The sequence below is a fragment of the Metabacillus rhizosphaerae genome (assembly GCF_037201795.1).
Lineage (GTDB): Bacteria > Bacillota > Bacilli > Bacillales > Bacillaceae > Metabacillus > Metabacillus rhizosphaerae.
In genome coordinates this window covers 204,532-222,733 of record NZ_CP147403.1, presented here as the reverse complement: position 1 = coordinate 222,733, position 18,202 = coordinate 204,532, and the positions used below count along the sequence as shown (strand labels likewise).

At 34.9% G+C, this 18,202-nt stretch carries 15 protein-coding genes and 1 riboswitch; of the genes, 13 read left to right on the top strand and 2 right to left on the bottom strand.

The window, feature by feature from the left end; translation table 11 throughout:
- Positions 1-48: 48 nt before the first annotated feature.
- A complete protein-coding gene (locus WCV66_RS01160; RefSeq protein ID WP_338787687.1) occupies positions 49-1,728 on the bottom strand; it encodes a glutamine--tRNA ligase/YqeY domain fusion protein in 1,680 nt (559 codons plus the stop codon).
- A 259-nt stretch (positions 1,729-1,987) separates the two neighbouring features.
- Here WCV66_RS01160 and WCV66_RS01155 point away from each other — a divergent pair, with 259 nt between their 5' ends.
- Positions 1,988-3,223, top strand: a complete 1,236-nt coding sequence (locus tag WCV66_RS01155) for an MFS transporter (RefSeq protein WP_338787686.1) — start codon at positions 1,988-1,990, stop codon at positions 3,221-3,223.
- A gap of 147 nt (positions 3,224-3,370) precedes the next feature.
- On the opposite strand, the gene WCV66_RS01150 is transcribed toward WCV66_RS01155, so the two are convergent.
- The gene (locus tag WCV66_RS01150; RefSeq protein ID WP_260445676.1) at positions 3,371-3,496 is read right to left on the bottom strand and encodes a hypothetical protein; all 126 of its coding nucleotides are present in this window, start codon (positions 3,494-3,496) and stop codon (positions 3,371-3,373) included.
- 170 nt (positions 3,497-3,666) lie between these two features.
- On the opposite strand from WCV66_RS01150, the gene WCV66_RS01145 reads away from it, so the two are divergent.
- The 12 genes from WCV66_RS01145 (at position 3,667) to WCV66_RS01085 (ending at position 18,168) form a co-directional block, all read left to right on the top strand.
- Positions 3,667-4,140 (top strand): hypothetical protein, encoded by a 474-nt coding sequence (locus WCV66_RS01145; protein WP_338787684.1) that lies wholly within the window; start codon positions 3,667-3,669, stop codon positions 4,138-4,140.
- A 220-nt stretch (positions 4,141-4,360) separates the two neighbouring features.
- Positions 4,361-4,468: riboswitch (SAM riboswitch) on the top strand.
- 143 nt (positions 4,469-4,611) lie between these two features.
- Positions 4,612-5,739 (top strand): sugar ABC transporter substrate-binding protein, encoded by a 1,128-nt coding sequence (locus WCV66_RS01140; RefSeq protein ID WP_338787683.1) that lies wholly within the window; start codon positions 4,612-4,614, stop codon positions 5,737-5,739.
- 160 nt (positions 5,740-5,899) lie between these two features.
- The gene (locus WCV66_RS01135) at positions 5,900-7,405 is read left to right on the top strand and encodes a sugar ABC transporter ATP-binding protein (protein WP_338787682.1); all 1,506 of its coding nucleotides are present in this window, start codon (positions 5,900-5,902) and stop codon (positions 7,403-7,405) included.
- A 2-nt stretch (positions 7,406-7,407) separates the two neighbouring features.
- A complete protein-coding gene (locus WCV66_RS01130; RefSeq protein ID WP_338787681.1) occupies positions 7,408-8,409 on the top strand; it encodes an ABC transporter permease in 1,002 nt (333 codons plus the stop codon).
- A gap of 532 nt (positions 8,410-8,941) precedes the next feature.
- On the top strand, positions 8,942-9,763 hold the full coding sequence (locus tag WCV66_RS01125; RefSeq protein WP_066328051.1) for a basic amino acid ABC transporter substrate-binding protein: 822 nt from the start codon (positions 8,942-8,944) through the stop codon (positions 9,761-9,763).
- A 233-nt stretch (positions 9,764-9,996) separates the two neighbouring features.
- Positions 9,997-10,653, top strand: coding sequence for an amino acid ABC transporter permease (locus WCV66_RS01120; protein WP_066328057.1), 657 nt, complete (start codon positions 9,997-9,999; stop codon positions 10,651-10,653).
- Positions 10,650-11,372 carry an amino acid ABC transporter ATP-binding protein gene (locus WCV66_RS01115; protein WP_338787680.1) on the top strand — a complete coding sequence of 241 codons (723 nt, stop codon included), beginning with the start codon at positions 10,650-10,652 and terminating at the stop codon, positions 11,370-11,372. The genes WCV66_RS01120 and WCV66_RS01115 overlap by 4 nt, the downstream gene beginning before the upstream one ends.
- A 534-nt stretch (positions 11,373-11,906) precedes the next feature.
- Positions 11,907-13,268: an aspartate kinase gene (locus tag WCV66_RS01110; RefSeq protein ID WP_338787679.1), complete on the top strand. Its 1,362-nt coding sequence runs from the start codon at positions 11,907-11,909 to the stop codon at positions 13,266-13,268.
- A gap of 500 nt (positions 13,269-13,768) precedes the next feature.
- Positions 13,769-14,743 (top strand): carbohydrate kinase, encoded by a 975-nt coding sequence (locus WCV66_RS01100; RefSeq protein WP_338787678.1) that lies wholly within the window; start codon positions 13,769-13,771, stop codon positions 14,741-14,743.
- A gap of 392 nt (positions 14,744-15,135) precedes the next feature.
- The gene (locus WCV66_RS01095; protein WP_338787677.1) at positions 15,136-15,822 is read left to right on the top strand and encodes a Na-translocating system protein MpsC family protein; all 687 of its coding nucleotides are present in this window, start codon (positions 15,136-15,138) and stop codon (positions 15,820-15,822) included.
- Between the two features lie 255 nt (positions 15,823-16,077).
- A complete protein-coding gene (locus tag WCV66_RS01090; RefSeq protein WP_066328075.1) occupies positions 16,078-16,764 on the top strand; it encodes a Na-translocating system protein MpsC family protein in 687 nt (228 codons plus the stop codon).
- A gap of 207 nt (positions 16,765-16,971) precedes the next feature.
- Positions 16,972-18,168, top strand: coding sequence for an ATP-binding protein (locus tag WCV66_RS01085; RefSeq protein ID WP_338787676.1), 1,197 nt, complete (start codon positions 16,972-16,974; stop codon positions 18,166-18,168).
- The last annotated feature ends 34 nt before the right edge of the window (positions 18,169-18,202 follow it).

Here is an 18,202-nt window from a genome sequence, read left to right as displayed (position 1 = left end):
ATCATCTTATTGCCCGAGGCTGTTCAAGGCGCTTGCGCTTTTGTTATATTACTTCAATTTAAAAGAGCTCTTTAACGAAACGATACGATTAAACACGATTTTTTCATTAGTAGAATGCTTAGGATCTACATTGAAGTAACCGTGACGGAAAAATTGAAATTTATCGTGAGCTGTTACTTCCTTCATATTAGGCTCAACAAAGCCTTGTAGAACTTCTAATGATTGATCGTTAACAAAGTCAAGGAATGTTTTTTCTTCAGAGCTTACTTGTTCCGTACTGTCCTCTTCTTTCTCAAGCTTATCAAGAATAAGTGGTTCATATAAACGAAATTCAGCTGGTAACGCATGTTTAGCGTCGACCCAGTGGATCGTTCCTTTTACTTTTCTTCCTGTAAACCCTGAACCACTCTTTGTTTCAGGATCATAAGTGCAATGAATTTCAATGACATTTCCATCAGCATCTTTAATCACATCTTCACATTTTATAAAGTATGCGTGTTTCAAACGTACTTCATTACCAGGGAAGAGACGGAAGTATTTTTTTGGAGGATCCTCCATAAAGTCTTCCTGTTCAATATAAATTTCACGTGAAAATGGAATTTGTCTTGTACCCATCTCAGGAACTTCAGGATTGATCTCAGCATCAAGCATTTCCACTTGATCTTCAGGATAATTTGTAATAACTACCTTTAAAGGTTTTAATATCCCCATCGTACGTGGTGCTTTTAGCTTTAAGTCTTCTCTCACAAAGTGCTCAAGCATTGCCTCATCAACTGTTCCAGACCCTTTTGATACACCAGTTTCTTTAACAAATTCACGGATGGATTCTGGTGTGTACCCTTTTCTGCGTAAACCTGAAATTGTTGGCATGCGAGGGTCATCCCAGCCATCAACAAACTTTTCATCAACAAGCTGCTTTAATTTACGCTTACTCATTACTGTATTTGTGATGCCTAAACGACCAAATTCAATTTGTTGTGGCTTATGCTCCATTTCACATTCTTCAATTACCCAGTTATAAAGTGGGCGTTGATCTTCAAATTCTGTTGTACATAAAGAATGTGTTATTCCTTCAATTGCATCCTCCAGTGGATGTGCAAAAGCATACATCGGATAGATACACCAAGCATCACCAGTATTATGATGTGTCGTATGTGATACGCGGTAAATAACTGGATCACGCAAGTTTATGTTTGGTGATGACATATCAATTTTTGCACGAAGCACCTTTGTTCCATTTTCAAATTCACCTTTACGCATGCGCTCAAATAAATCAATATTTTCTTCTATAGAACGGTTTCGATAAGGGCTTTCTTTCCCAGGCTCTTTTAATGTCCCACGATATTGTCTGATTTCATCAGCAGATAAGTCATCAACATATGCTTTTCCTTTTTTTATGAGGAGTATTGCGCGATTATACATTTCTTCAAAATAATCGGAAGCAAAAAACATGCCATCCCATTCATAGCCTAGCCATTCTACATCTTCTTTAATTGCTTCAACGTATTCTGTATCTTCTTTTAATGGATTTGTGTCATCAAATCTTAAGTTTGTTTTACCATTAAAATCATCTGCTAGTCCAAAGTTAATCACGATTGATTTTGCATGACCAATATGGAGATAGCCATTTGGCTCTGGCGGGAAACGTGTGTAGACATTATCACGTTTTCCAGTTTCAAGATCCTCTGTAATAATACTTCTTATAAAGTTTGAGGAATTGTGTTCCAAGTCAGATCAAACCTTTCTTTTATATGTAAAAATAAGTTCTGTCTTCCATTATACCAATAGAAAGGCAAAAGGTTAATTTACTAAGTTAATTTCGTCATAATAGTATATATACTTACATGAATACTTAATCTGTATACGGGATTAACGATAAAATAATTGAAACTTCATCATATAAAAGGAATTATTTGGGATATGTGGAATTATTATATATGGTGCGTGAATTCATTTTTAGATTGCTGAATAGTGGAGGATAAAAAGGATGAAACAAGAAACAAGCTTTAAGGAGTTTTTGGGAAATCGGTTTGTAAGAGCGATATTGCTTTCTGGCTTATTCTTGCAGCTTGGTATTTGGGTAAGAAATTTTTCTGTTTTATTATTTGTCATGGAGCAAACAAATGAAGATCCATTTGCGGTTTCAATGATTTCAGTTGCAGAGTTTGCTCCGATTTTTATTTTCTCAATCATTGGCGGTACATTTGCAGACAGGTGGAAGCCGAAGAAAACGATGGTTTGGTGTGATATTTTAAGTGCTATTTCTGTTTTTGCTGTGTTACTAACATTAATATTCGCAACTTGGATGGTCGTCTTTTTTGCGATGCTTATTTCCTCAATTCTCTCTCAGTTTTCTCAGCCTTCAGGTATGAAGTTATTTAAGGTGCATGTTCCTGAAAAACAACTGCAAATGGGAATGTCAATTTATCAAACGATGTTTGCTTTATTTATGATTATTGGACCTGTTATTGGAACAGTTGTATTTCAGCAATATGGGATAGAAGTATCTATTGCAATCACAGGTGTCATGTTTTTACTTTCAGCAGTAGCGCTTATGTTTTTACCTGCCGATAAGTTGGTAGAAAAAACTGATGAGCAAACAACAGTTTTAGAAGAATTTGTGCAAGGATTTAAGTATGTTATGAAAAATAGATTTCTCACCATCCTAGGTGCTAATTTCTTCGTAGCAGGATTGGCTGTTGGTTTAATACAACCATTAGGTATCTTTATTGTGACAGAACAGCTTCAAATGGATAAGGAGTTTGTCCAATGGTTTATGGCGATAAACGGAATTGCTATGATTATTGGAGGTGGAATCGCGTTAGCTTTATCAAAGAAAGTAACACCGATTCGAATGCTCGCAGCGGGTATGTTTGTAAATGCCCTAATGATTTCAGTCATTGGGTTCTCGGAGATTTTATGGCTAACTTTAATAGCCCAGTTTTTCACAGGATTAATGATGCCAGCTATTCAAATTAGTATTAATACAATGATTCTTCAAAATGCTGAGGAATCTTTTGTAGGGAGAGTAAACGGGATCATGACACCTCTTTTTATGGGCGCGATGGTACTGATGATGAGTTTAGCGGGAATCTTAAAACAACAGGTGGGTCTGGGGATTTCATATCAGGTATCAGCTGTTTGCATGGTCATTGGAGTTATTCTTGTTCTGCCGCTTGTTCTTGATCGATCTATAAAAAAGCGCGTAAAAGTTAATGTATAGGGTTTGATCGCTTAGAGGTCTCTAGCATAAGTACTGGTTATACACCATGTACTTATGCTTTTTACTTAGTGGACTAGATCCCTTATATTCTGCAAATAAAATAAGGCAAGCACAGTAAAATGCTCACCTTTAACATTAAGTATACAATTATTTTTTTCCTTGACTTCTCGCACGGTTCCTCTCAAGCTCAGCAGCATACTCTTCTTGAGATTTCCCTTGTTTCGCGCTTTCAGATTCAATTTTTCTAAATTTGTTATCATTTCGATTTGGCATTCTTCCACCTCCTTTTGCACATCATTATTCTATACAACCTCTTTACTTTTATCCTTATTAACATAGGCTTAAAGGGTGATGAGGAGGAATTGGTATATTTTCCAACTAATTATATCAAGATAAACATAAAAGATAATTGATTTGAAAATAAATGATAATAAGGTGATTTAATGGAATTAATGAAGTATGAAGGTGAATGGTATGTATGGACCTTAGTAATAACAACAATATTATTCGTATTAATCATGCCAAAAAAAAATCTAACATGGGTCGGTATATTTATTACTATTGTTTTCTCAAGTGGGTTTTCTTGGATTTCTGATAGCATTGCAGGGTCGTTAATCGATTTATTTGACCTAGCAAAAAAACAAACAATCGAGCCAGGTGATGCTATGTTAATTAGCTTTGTACCTGCGAGTATTGCTACTATCTATGTAAATTTTTATAAACCTCACAAGAAATGGATTTTTGCTTTTGTTTTTACATTATTATGTTTTGTCTTAGAATTAGGATTAGTTAAGTCTGGATACATGGTAAATAACGATTGGAATACATGGTATGGAATTCCTGTTTATTTTACACTTTTTAGATTCTTCTTCCCTTGGTATTTACAGTTACTATCAAAAAATTTATCAAATAATTAATTTAACAAACTGAGATTTACCACCTGTGTCTGTGGGGGAAAGCATTCAAACTGTAAATGGGAGTAATAATCAAATGGATACATTATTATTTTCCTATAACATAATAAGAGGTAATTTTTAAAAAAATCATTTAATATAAATATTCAAATAATAGTTGACATTAATGCTATACACTATTAAAGTATACATATTCTTATCTTTACTTAATTGCATATTCGATCTCTTATCAAGAGTGGCAGAGGGACTGGCCCGATGACGCCCGGCAACCGTTCTATTATAGAATTGGTGCTAAATCCTGCAAAACCGTTACGGTTTTGAAAGATAAGAGAGGAGACTCCTATATATTCTTGTGGCGAAACCTCTCTATCTTAGAGAGGTTTTTTGTGTTATCTAAGGTCTTTATTTAAATAGAGATAATAGATGTTAATAAAGTAAAAATATACTAAAAAAAGAAAAGGGGAGTTTACAATCATGAAAAACAAAGTTTTTCACTCTGCATTTATTTTTATTCTCGTATTTACATTGTTATTAACAGGTTGTTCGTCAAATGGTGGAGAAACTAATGAGCCTGCAAAAGCAAAGGGCAATCCAGACGTTTCATTGGAGAATGTTCCAGAACGCTTTGCTAAGGGTGAGGGAGCGAAAATAAAAGTCATTCGTAAAATCGGTGGAGATGATCATACAGCACAATTTTTAGCTGGTGCGAAGGAAGAAGGAGAGGCATTAGGCTTTCAAGTAGATGTATTTACAGCTAATGGAGACACGGCAAAATTTCATGATGCCATAGCACAAGGACTAGAAGAAGATTATGATGGATTTATTATTTCTCACGGAGATGACGCTGCAACTGTTAATGCGGTTCAAAAACTAGTTGATGCTGGGAAAAGTGTTGTTACATTTGATTCAACGGAAAAATTAGCACAAATTGAAAATGTAACATTAACATCTCAGGATGATGAAGCACTTGCAACATTAGCATTAGACCAACTTATTAAAGATACTAATGGTGAAGCAAATATTGTGTATCTTTGGGTAGATGGCTTTCCTCCGATGGTTAGACGTAATCAAGTTTACCAAGAGAAATTGGCTAGTAACTCTGGTATTAAAGAAATTGAGCGCTTTGGAGTGGCAGCAGCTGATACTTCTGTAAAAACGCAAAATGCTGTAGCAGCAATGCTTAATAAACATCCTAAAGGTGAAATTGATGCAATCTTCGCGACATGGGATGCATTTGCAATCGGTGCAGCACGTGCAATTAAAGAAGCTGGTAGAGATGAAATTAAGATTTACGGTATTGATGTATCGAATGCAGATCTTCAAGAAATGCAAGATAAGAGTAGCTCTTGGAAATATACGGCAGCAGTTGATCCAAAGTTAATTGGAGCAGTTGACATGAGATTGTTAGCTAAAAAGCTAGCTGGTGAAGAAACGCCAGCAACGTATAACCTTGAAGCATCACTTATTTCTGGTGAAGTATTAGGGAAATCAGACGAGCCTATTAATATGGTAAATCTTGCAAATACTGTTGAAGGTTGGGGACAGTCTACCGCATTTGAAGAGGAATGGATGAAGACATTAAAAGAGTATTATAAAAAGTAAAATCTATTTCTTAAGAAAATGAGCGAACACTCTCTTGGTCTAGTATAAGAGGGTGTTTGCTTTTATCCCCCATATACTGGTAGAAATCTCCACAGATGAAAAATAGGTTTTGATAGAATAATAGCAAAATTTTCTCCATTAACATCAGAGGAGGTAAATGATGATTCATACAGTATTAAAAATGAAAGAAGTCTCAATCGAATTTCCTGGTGTGAAGGCATTAGATTCTGTAGATTTTACAATGAAAAGTGGTACAACCCATGCTCTAATTGGAGCAAATGGTGCTGGGAAATCAACGTTAATGAAGGTTTTATCAGGTGCCTATGACCATTACACTGGTGAGATCTTAATTGATGATCATAAAACAAATATCCGTACCCCAAAGGAAGCACAAGGCTGTGGTATTCAAATTGTTCACCAAGAGGTAGATACTGCGCTCATACCAAATTTAACAGTAGGGGAAAATATTATGCTATCAAATACTGTTAATGGCATGGGGAAAAGACAATTTGTAAGGTGGAAGGATCTTCATAAAAAAGCAACAGTTATTTTGAACAGCCTAAACATTCATGTTTCCTCCAAAAAATTAGTTAGCGAGTTAACCTTGGCAGAAAAACAAATGGTACTGATTGCTAGAACAGTCTCGACAGATTGTAAATTTCTTATATTAGATGAACCAACAGCCCCGCTTAGCCATTCAGAAACAAAAGAGTTGTTCAGGATCGTGCAAGAGCTTAAAGCGAAGGATGTAGGAATCATCTTTATTTCCCACCGGCTCCCAGAAATTTTTGAAATCTGTGATGAAATTACAATTATGAGGAACGGTAAGTTAGTTTCACATGAGTTTGTTGCTGATACCACGACAGGTAAGGTAGTGGAACAAATGCTAGGCAGGGAATTGCAAGAACAATTCCCGAAAAAACACTCTCAAATTGGTGAAAAGATCTTTGAAGTAAACACTCTTTCAGATACGGATAAAATAAGAAATATTTCTCTGTCAGTTCATAAGGGTGAAATTGTTGGGGTTGCAGGCTTAGTTGGAGCTGGTAAAACGGAATTATGTAAAGCTTTATTCGGAGAAGCAAAAATAAAGTCAGGTGAGGTAAAACTACGAGGTAAGGTGTTAACTTTATCAAATCCATATCAAGCAGTAAAACAAGGAATCGCATTAGTACCTGAGGAAAGAAGAAAAGAAGGAATTCTTGTTATGGAGTCAGTTGCAACAAATCTAACCGCAGCAAATCTGGGTGCTTTTACAAGGCCTTTTAGTTTCTTAAATCATAAGGCAGAAAAGCAAAAGGCATTAGAGCTTATTGAAAGTCTAGGGATTAAAACACCTTCAGAAGAAGCAAGAGTCCAAAATCTGTCTGGTGGTAATCAACAAAAAATTGCCATAGGAAAATGGTTAATAGCTGATGCAGACGTTTATATCTTTGATGAACCAACTAAAGGCGTGGATGTCGGAGCGAAAAAAGATATTTTTGAGCTTATATGTGAGCTGGCACAAAGAGGAAAGGCAATTATCTATGCCTCCTCTGAGTTATCAGAAATAATGGGGATTACCACTCGATTATATGTTTTATATGATGGACAGGTTGCAAAAGAATTAGAAACGGACTTAACCAATGAGGAAGAGCTATTATTTTATTCAACAGGAGGCAACTAAGGATGAATCAATCAAATCCTGTACAAGCGAGTAATCCTTCAAAAAGGACATTTGATCTTTTTCAATTTTTATATAAATATGGGACGATTTTAACAATTTTCATTCTTATTATCGTTTTCGCTATATCTAATCCAACGTTTATTCAAGGCAATAATCTTATTAATATATTACGTTCTATTTCTATTGTAACGATTATCGCAATTGGAATTACGATCTCGTTATCAGTAAATGGTTTTGATTTGTCAGTTGGATCAGTGGCTTCATTATCAAATGCAATTGTTATTTCAATGTTTGTGTGGTTTTCTCAAAATACGTTTATTGCGATATTTTCCGCAATTGTCGCATCATTACTTGTGGGAGTGTTAAATTCATTTATTATTGTGAAACTCAAGGTTCCTGATATGCTAATTACATTAGCGACAATGTTTATTGTACAAGGAATTGCACTCACATACACAAAGGGTGCAACTGTTTCGCAAAATATGGTAATGCCTGATGGTACATTTTCAACAGGCATCATTAGCCCAATATTTGAAAAAATTGGTCAGGTTCCTTGGATTATTTTGATCATGGTCATTGTTGTGGTAGTTGTACACATTTTTCTGAACTTTACAAAGCATGGGAGATATATGTATGTGATTGGTGGAAATATCGAAGCGGCAAGATTATCAGGTATTCCAGTTAATAAGTATAAGATAGCTGCATATCTATTATCTGCTCTTTTTGCATCAATTGGTGGAATCGTTCTAGCTTCTCGTGTTATGACAGCAGAAATTAATGCTGGTTCTCCATACTTAATGGACTCAGTTGCTGCAGCATTTATTGGTTTCTCAGTATTAGGGGCGGGAAAACCAAATGCGTTTGGTACATTTATTGGAGCAGTGTTAATTGGGATTCTTCAAAATGGCTTAGTTATGATGTCAGTACCATATTATGCAATGGATATTGTAAAAGGTACAGTACTTGCGTTTGCACTGGCACTTACGTATTATAAGACAAAATAAACAGGGATTATCGGATATCTAGCAGTAAATTTGCTGTGGAGATAACGCAAAAGAGGTTGTTGGCATTTTAGCCAGCAGCCTTTTTGAATGAAGCAGGAAACTATAAAAATCTAGTACTGTGAATAAGCGCTTTGTCATCTAGCTCCTAGTAAACTATGGAATATACATCTTTAACGTGCATAAATATTAGTGATTTTATAACATTGGTTTTTTATTATTTGATAAAAATTAGCGTCAGGTTTACTCACAAATAGATTGACAGTTTTCTACAAATTCTTAAAATTAGAGGGAAAGTTGAAGTTTTTAAATAATAGATTGAAAATAAACCCTATTCTAATAAAAGATTTTTATACATTATATTGTATTTAAATACATATACTGATATACTTCATACAAGCATATGTTATATCATGACACATGATAACAAATGTAATAAATGAAAAGTTGTTTACTATGAATCAGAGTAAGGGTACATAGCAATTATAGTTTTCTGAATTATTAAATTACAATAATAACAAAGGGGGAAATTAGTTTGAAAAAAGGATTGTTTACATTTGTATTGGTACTTGCATTTATGATGATTTTATCTGCTTGTGGAACAAGTCAGGAGACTTCAGGTGGAGAGGGAAGCGATTCTAAAGAAGAGAAAAAGGTACTAAGAGTTGCAACAGAAGCAAATTATGCACCATTTGAATACCAAGATAAGGGAGAAGTCGTAGGCTTTGATATTGATTTTATTCAAGCTGTTGCAAAAGAAGCTGGTTATGAAGTCGAAGTAGTAAATGTAGGTTGGGATCCATTATTCGTAGAGGTAAAAGATGAGATAGCAGATATAGGTTTATCTGCAATAACAATAAATGATGACCGTAAGCAAACATATGACTTTTCTGTACCATATTTCTTATCAACAAACAAAATTCTAGTGCCTGAAGGTAGTGATATTAAGACTGCGGCCGATTTAAAGGACAAAGTAATTGCTGTTCAAACAGGAACAACTGGTCAAGAAGCTGTTGATAGTATTGTAGGAGAGAATAATCCTAAAGTTAAAAAATTTGAAAATAATAATCTAGCAATAATGGAGCTTAATAGTGGTGGAGCAGATGCAGTGGTTGCAGATAATACTGTAGTTGAAGAATATGTTAAAAATAATCCTGACAAAAAATTAATTGTTGTTGAAGATGAAGATAGTTTTGATGCAGAATACTACGGATTAATGTTTCCTAAAGGAAGCAAATTGAAAGCAGAATTCGATGAGGCTATTAATCAAGTATTAGATAATGGAAAATATACAGAAATATACAATGAATGGTTTGGTTCTGATCCAGATGTTGAAAACTTAAAGGCACAGCAATAAAGGATAATATAAATTGCGTACCATCCTTAATAAGGTGCTACGCAATTTTTTTCCTTAAAGTAAGGAATTGATGATTTTTGAAAATTATTTCTTGTGTTTAGCTCCAGCGCCTAGCTCACCCGGGTCATAAGCCACTCATGAATTGATGGTAAAGACATCTTCAATTGATGAGTGTTTTATTTTTTCAGAGCTGATTCAAGGTGCTTTCGCTTTTCGTATGAGGAGGAGATTAAATGGACTTTCGCTTTGATATTATTATTGAATATGCTCCGTTTTTACTTAAAGGGACATTATTAACGATAGGTTTATCTCTTGCAGGGATTATCATAGGCATGGTTCTTGGACTTGGGATTGGTCTTGGTAAAATGCTGAATAACAAATTGCTAGCGCTTCCTTTTAAATGGTACATTATTTTCTTTCGAGGAACACCATTATTTGTTCAAATTTTAATTGTCCACTTTGGTGTGGTGCCATTATTTACTGGTGAAACAAATGGAATAGCTGCAGGGATTATCGCGCTTTCATTAAACGCAGCAGCTTATATTGCTGAAATTTTTAGAGGTGGAATTCAATCGATTGATCGCGGGCAGATGGAAGCAGCGCGTTCACTGGGGATGAATCATGTTCAAGCAATGACACATGTTATCTTACCTCAAGCGATTAAACGTATGATTCCTCCATTTGGGAATGAGTTTATCGTTCTAATAAAAGACTCATCTTTGATATCTGTTGTTGCAGCACCAGAAATCATGTATTGGGGACGAGCAATGTCAAGTCAATATTACCGTGTATGGGAGCCATATATTACGGTTGCACTGATCTATTTAGTACTAACTCTATCACTAAGCTTCCTGCTTAATTTACTTGAAAGAAGGCTGAAGACTGAATGATAACCGTAAAACGATTGAAAAAGTCATTTGGAGCAAATGAAGTCCTAAAGGATATCAATGTAGAAATTAAACCTCAAGAGGTTGTTGTTGTTATTGGACCCTCTGGATCTGGAAAATCAACGTTTTTACGTTGTCTTAATTTACTTGAATCGATTACAGGTGGTCAAGTTATCATCAATGGAATCGACCTTACGGATAAACAAACAAATATAAATAAGATTCGTGAGGATGTTGGAATGGTCTTTCAACAATTTAATCTATTTCCACATAAGACTGTTCTTGAAAATATTATTTTAGCCCCGATTAAAGTGAAGAAACTGAATGCAGAGCAAGCGAAGGAAAATGGCTTATCACTGCTTCGTAAGGTAGGATTAGAGGAAAAGGCCTATGCCTATCCAAATTCATTATCAGGCGGACAAAAACAACGGGTAGCCATCGCGAGAGCTTTGGCAATGGAACCAAAAATCATGTTATTTGATGAGCCAACATCAGCTTTAGACCCAGAAATGGTCGGTGAGGTATTAGAGGTTATGAAGCAGCTTGCTAGAGAGGGAATGACAATGGTGGTCGTCACGCATGAAATGGGTTTTGCAAAAGAAGTGGGGGATCGTGTTATTTTTATGGATGGTGGTTATATTGTAGAGGAAAATCAACCACAACAGTTATTTGATCAACCGCAACAAGAAAGAACAAAAGCCTTTTTGAGTAAGGTTTTATAAAAAGATAAGAAAGTATAAAATTTTGTACTTAGTTTTGGTGTCTAGCTCGAGCGCCTAGCCCCTCGAGGTCATAAGTCAATTTGGAATTGAATGCAAAGAACACCTTCTATTCCAAATCGCCTTATTTGCCTGAGGCTGAACAAGGCGCTTGCGCTTTTCTAATTCGAATTTTTACTTATTATTATAAGGAGATAGCACATACTTAAAAGAGGAAAAAGGAGACTAGAGAGGTTAGTCTCCAATTTGTTCTAATATCAGAATTTATAACTTTTCTTACTCAGTTTTGGTGTCTAGCTCCAGCGCCTAGACCCTCTTAGGTCTACAGCCACTCAGGAATTGAAGACAAAGAACGTCTTCTATTCCTGAGCCTCTTATGCCTGCCTTAGTCTGATCAAGGCGCTTGCGCTGTTCTAATGTCCTTTATAAAAATACAAATGTGTTTCTCTGGAAGAAAACCCTTGATTATTTAGTGAAAACAAGAGATAATAAAAACTAAAATTTGACTGAAAATTTTAAATAGTAGGAGTTGTGGAAATGAAGGTCGTAAAGTTTGGGGGTTCTTCTTTAGCATCTGGAGAACAACTTAAAAAGGTTTTACAAATCGTAGTATCAGACCCGGAAAGAAAGGTAGTCGTTGTCTCTGCTCCAGGGAAACGTTATTCAGATGATATTAAAGTTACAGATTTATTAATAGAATGTGCGGAGAAGTACTTAGCAAATGAAGAGGCTGGGGAAGTTTTTGAAGTCATCATTGATAGATATGCAAGTATTGCTAAGGAATTAGGGATTTCTTTAGAAGTTGTTGAGACGATTTCAAGTGATTTAAAGAATTTACTTAATGGTGATAAAAGCAAACCAGAAAGCTATTTAGATGCAGTAAAGGCAAGTGGTGAGGATAATAACGCAAAGCTCATTGCTGCTTATTTTCAGCATAGCGGTGTAGACGCACAGTATGTTAGTCCAAAGGAAGCTGGTTTGTTAGTATCTGATGAACCAGGTAACGCACAAGTCTTACCTGAATCCTATGAGAATTTATATAAGCTACGTGACCGATCAGGAATTATCGTCTTTCCAGGATTTTTTGGCTACAGTAAAAGTGGAGAAGTTTTAACTTTCTCACGGAGCGGATCTGATATTACGGGTTCAATTCTTGCTAATGGAATTAAAGCTGATTTATATGAAAATTTTACAGATGTAGACGCTGTTTACTCAGTAAATCCTACGATTGTGCAGAATCCAAAGGAAATCAGTGAGCTAACATATCGCGAAATGCGAGAGCTTTCCTACGCTGGTTTTTCAGTCTTTCATGATGAAGCCCTTATTCCAGCATTCCGTGCCGGAATCCCAGTGAATGTAAAGAATACAAATAATCCATCTGCAAAAGGAACACTAATTGTAAATGAACGCGCAAATTCGAACGGTCCTGTCATTGGAATTGCTAGTGACGAAGGCTTTTGCAGTATTTATGTAAGCAAATACTTAATGAATAGAGAAATCGGCTTTGGTCGAAAACTCCTACAAATTTTAGAGGATAATGGTTTGACGTATGAGCATGTACCTTCTGGAATTGATGACATAACTGTTATTTTAAGACAAAATCAAATGGATAACAGGATTGAAGAATCAATAATTGAACGGATTATGACAGAATTACAAGCAGATGAAGTCATTATTGAGCATAACTTAGCACTTATTATGGTCGTTGGAGAAGGAATGCGCCACAATGTGGGTACAACAGCCCGAGCTTCCAAAGCACTTGCAGACGCAGGAGTAAACATAGAAATGATCAATCAAGGCTCTTCAGAGGTAAGTATGATGTTTGGAGTTAAAGAGCCTCAGGAAAAACGTGCTGTACAAGCACTTTATAATGAGTTTTTTGTAGCTGTTCCAGTGTAAAAAGACTAAAATGATATAAAGTTGAAGTTAAGACGCTTGGTTTTGTTACCTTGCGTCTTTATTTTCATGAATCTATATTTAAAAAAGGACACGAACATCTGTTATTCTAAAATCTATTTCGTGTATACTTGATAACAAGCATATAAAAGTGAAGTTGTAAAAGAAATGACAATTTGAGAGATCTAGAAGCCTGCAGGAGTGGCGAAAAGTACAGTTTCAAGGAACTTGAACGGTTTGATCTGTTGGCGTAGCTACAAGATGAAAACTTGAGCGAGTAATTAAAGAGACCAGTTATCTCCTAAATACATTTGTACGTAGTTTAAAAGAGAAAAAGACAAATATCATTGGTATGATTGTTGCTGGTGGTTACTGATTGGGGATCAACAACCTATTAACAGTACAAGACTTGTTTATTAACGGGATGTCACTTGTTGAGGCTGATGGGGGTAGTGCAACTTCATTGCTGAAAAATGGGATTTATAAAGGAGAGGTGAATGGTAATGGCAAAGTTATTTTCGATTGGAGAAGTGTTAATAGATTTTATTCCGGCACAAAAAGGTAAGGCGTTAAAAGATGTGGTTTCGTTTGAACGAGCACCAGGTGGAGCACCTGCCAATGTTGCAGCAGCAGTGGCAAAGGCTGGGGGAAAAGCTTCTATGATTACAAAGCTTGGTATCGATGGCTTTGGTGATTTTTTAGTAGAGACATTAAACAATGTTGGTGTAAGTACTGAACATGTACTCAGAACAAACGAAGCAAACACTGCATTAGCTTTTGTATCATTGAAAGAGGATGGGGAAAGGGACTTTTCCTTTTATCGAAAGCCTTCTGCAGACTTACTCTTAAATGAGGATGAGATTGACGCGAACTGGTTTGATGCTGGAGATATTCTTCACTTTTGTTCGGTTGATTTAGTAGAAAGCCCTATGAAGCAAGCTCACATAAAGGCTATTCGTTCCGCCAAAGATAAAGGTGCAATCATTAGCTTTGATCCAAATGTCCGATTACCATTATGGGAGGATCCAGAAGATTGTCGTAAAACGATTCTTCAGTTTATTCCTGAGGCACATATTGTAAAAATTTCAGATGAAGAGTTAGCGTTTATTACGGGATTGAATGATGAAACAGAAGCCATTCAATCATTATTTGTGGGAGATGTAAAAGGAGTTATTTTTACTAGAGGCTCTGAAGGTGCAGATCTTTATGTCAATGGAGAACGCTATTGTTCATCTGGCTATCGTGTTTCTGTACAAGATACAACAGGAGCAGGTGATGCATTTATCGGAGGCTTTTTATATAAATTATTAGAGAAAAATGCAACTGTGTTTCGATTAAGTACAATCTTACAGGAAGAAAATCAGGATATTCTTTCATATGCTAATGCGAGTGGTGCTTTAACGACCACTGGTAAGGGAGCCATCTCTGCTTTGCCAACAAAGGAAGAAATTTTTCAATTAATTAAAAGTCACTCATAAATTTAAGTTTCGTGTTTTTTTAAAAGGGTATTATTAAAATGTTAGGTTTGGATTACACATTCTTAAATGCCCTAATTGATAGCTCCCATTAACAAAACTGACATTTGTTTTCAATAGTGAAATGTGATAAAATAATGTCGATTAATGTCTAGCAGTCATTAATTTTTGCTAATCAATCTATTTATACAATAATAGGACATTCAATATCTATGTAACTATATAAATCAAATAATACATTGGTAAATGGAAGAATTAAAATAAGTCTATCCGTGGCCTAACTTCATCTTTTGAGGTTAGGCCATTTTTGCTTTCTTAGGAAGCTATCTAAAGGCTAAAATGCACTTAGAATTGTGTCCTGTATTCTGGTTGATAGGATTGGGGGAATTGGATATATGATAAAAACGAGGAACAATCATGAAGATATCACATATTTAAACAGTTATATTAGTAAGGTTTTAAAAAGAAATTTCGGTAAGGGACCAGCAACCTGCTTTACATCGCTCACAAACGATAAAATGTTTATTTATATGAAGCATTTTATTACACCAGCTGAAGAGGTTTTATTTGAAAAGAATGAACTTCACTTAGCTTATAAAACACGTTCAGTAGTTTTCGAATCAATTTTTGACGAGATAAAGGATGAAATAAAGAAAGTATTGGGGATTGTTTTTACTTCAATACAGCATGATTGGGATTTTTATAATAATACTGGAATCTTGTTATTAGAAAAAGATTCGACACTTAATTTAAACAAATTTACTCTAAAATGTGATCAAATGTATAGTGAAATTCAAAAAATATGTTCAGAGGTACATAAGCTGCCAGATCAAATAAATATTGTGAATGCCACACCTTCAATCTATTATATAGAATACTCCGGTTTTAAGTCGCGAATTGAACATGTCCTCTATACGAAAGGGTACGTTGATTTACTGATTGATTGGAGTAATGAGGTTAAAAAGACTTATAGAAAAAACAAACGCTTGTTTGAAACATGTTTAAATGCTTCTATTGAAGATATCTTTACCATAATGGACTATGAACATGATCGCGGTACAATCATTTTTTATGTGAAATGACAAATGCTATATCATCAAGACTAGTAATGATAGTTCAAAGGTGATTGTTTTTGGATGAAAAAATTTTCTTTAAAAACATTATAAAAAAACTAAGTTATAGAAACACTTACTATAAAAAGGGAAACGGCATAAATTGACGTAAAATAGGGACATATATCACTTTACTGTAAATAAGTTCCTGTGATACCATAAACAAGGTTAATGTTTTATAGGCATTAATTATTTTCAGTTCCCGTATTTGAAAGAAGTGTTTCTATGCAAATTCAGGACCAATTAAGTTATATTAGCGGGTACACGAGCAAATTGCTAAGGCAAAAGTTCGGAAGAGGACCTCAATCGTGTCAGGCTACAGTAAACCAAAATCATTTAGTGATCTATATCCGTGGATTTCTGTCGCCGATGGAAGAAGTTTTATTAAGCCAAGGTAAAAATGATATGATAGATCTAATTAGAATTGCTATTATTAAGTCTGTATTAGAAGAATTAAAGGGTGTCATTCAAGTAACGATTCAATCAGAAGTTTGCGATTTCTACCACGATTGGAATATCCCGAATAATTCAGGGATCTTAATGTTCGTCTTAAATAATCCAATAAATCAAGAAAATGAACACATCCAGCTAGACACTAATGTGTTTGAAGCCGAGATTTCTAGACTCAGTGCCCTTGTTCAAAAGATACCTGATCGAATCATTCTTTATCCTATATCTAGACAGATTCTACTAGTAGAGAGAAAAGGAATCTTAGTTCCAATCGAAAAGGCTCTCATTGCGAAAGGATTTGATGAAGAACTAAGATTGGCAAAGGATGAACTTGAAAAGAAGTATTTTCATCGTGAGGGTAGATTTGATGAAATGTTTAAACAAAGTGTTGTTGATATTTTTATTGATTGGAATCTTAAAGAAGATAAATCCTTAATGGGCTTTATTATACATAATAGGTAAATAATGTGAATAAGTCATTTTTAAAATGATGAAAGTCACATATGGCCTAGCCTCTGACATTAATCAGAGGTTAGGCCTTTTTTATTAAAAATAATTAATCGTCTAGAGAGGAGGACCAAGCCTTCGATCCCATCTCGAAGCAAGCAAAGATCGCATATTTTATATAGTAAGTCATGTTCTTAATTAGACGAACCTAGGAGGTACTTTATGCTATTAGGAAAATTGCTTCAGGATCAAAATAAGTTTCTGATTTTTTCAACTTGCTTGACTGGATTGATAGGTATAGTAGGTTTATTACTTCAAATCCGAATTTCTATTGCAATCTTGATTGTCATTATCATGGTTATACAATTGGTTCTTATTCTTGATATAAATAGACAAAGGTCTAAGACCGCGCAGAAAGTGATCATAGATGATATCCCATTGCCTGTCATAATAACAGACAATGAGAAACTTCTAGATTTAAATACAGCTACAGTATTAATGATTGGTGCAAAAAATAAAAATGAATTAATTGGAAGAGCTGTTAATGAGTTTATAACGTTTCGAGAAAGAGGACATAAATCTTTACATGTCCAAGATTTTCAACATGCTCAGTTAAGTATAAAAGGGAAAATAAATTGCATGAATGGCAGAGTACTCGATATAGAACTCCTTAGCGGTGACCGCACTAATGAACTGGATGGAAGAATATGCTATGTAATAAAGGATATTAGTGAATATATTGAAAGTGAGAAGAAGCTCCAGCATTCTGAACAGCTTTCAGTTCTTGGGGAGCTTGCTGCAGGTATTGCTCACGAAATTCGAAATCCCTTAACAAGCTTAAAAGGTTTTTTACAGCTTTCTATAGGTACAAAGGAAAATAGAGAGATATACAATAATATCATGCTGTCAGAAATTAATCGAATTAATTTAATTGTAGGAGAATTACTGCTTTTGTCCAAGCCTAAGGAGATGGTTTTTCAACCCAGTCATCTTTTATCGTTAATAAAGACTGTCGTAACAATTGTTAATACACAGGCAATCTTATACAACATTGAGATCATAACTGAGATCGATGATGAAGTGCAACAGTTAAATATTAGCTGTGAAGAGAATAAATTAAAGCAAGTGTTTATTAATATTTTGAAAAATGGAATTGAAGCAATGCAAATAGAAGGAAAAATGTACATAAAGGTTAAGAGGTTAAATAATGATGTTCACATCTCTTTTATTGACCAAGGGAATGGGATTCCAGAGGAAGAACTTGAGCGATTGGGTAAACAATTTTATTCAACGAAGGAAAATGGAACAGGGTTGGGGCTTATGATTAGTTTCAATATTATCGAAAATCACAAAGGTAAGATGAGTATTTCAAGTGAAGTTGGGAAAGGAACCGTAATTGATATTGTTTTACCAGTTTAAACAAAATGATAGAGGCTGATGATCATAATGAATC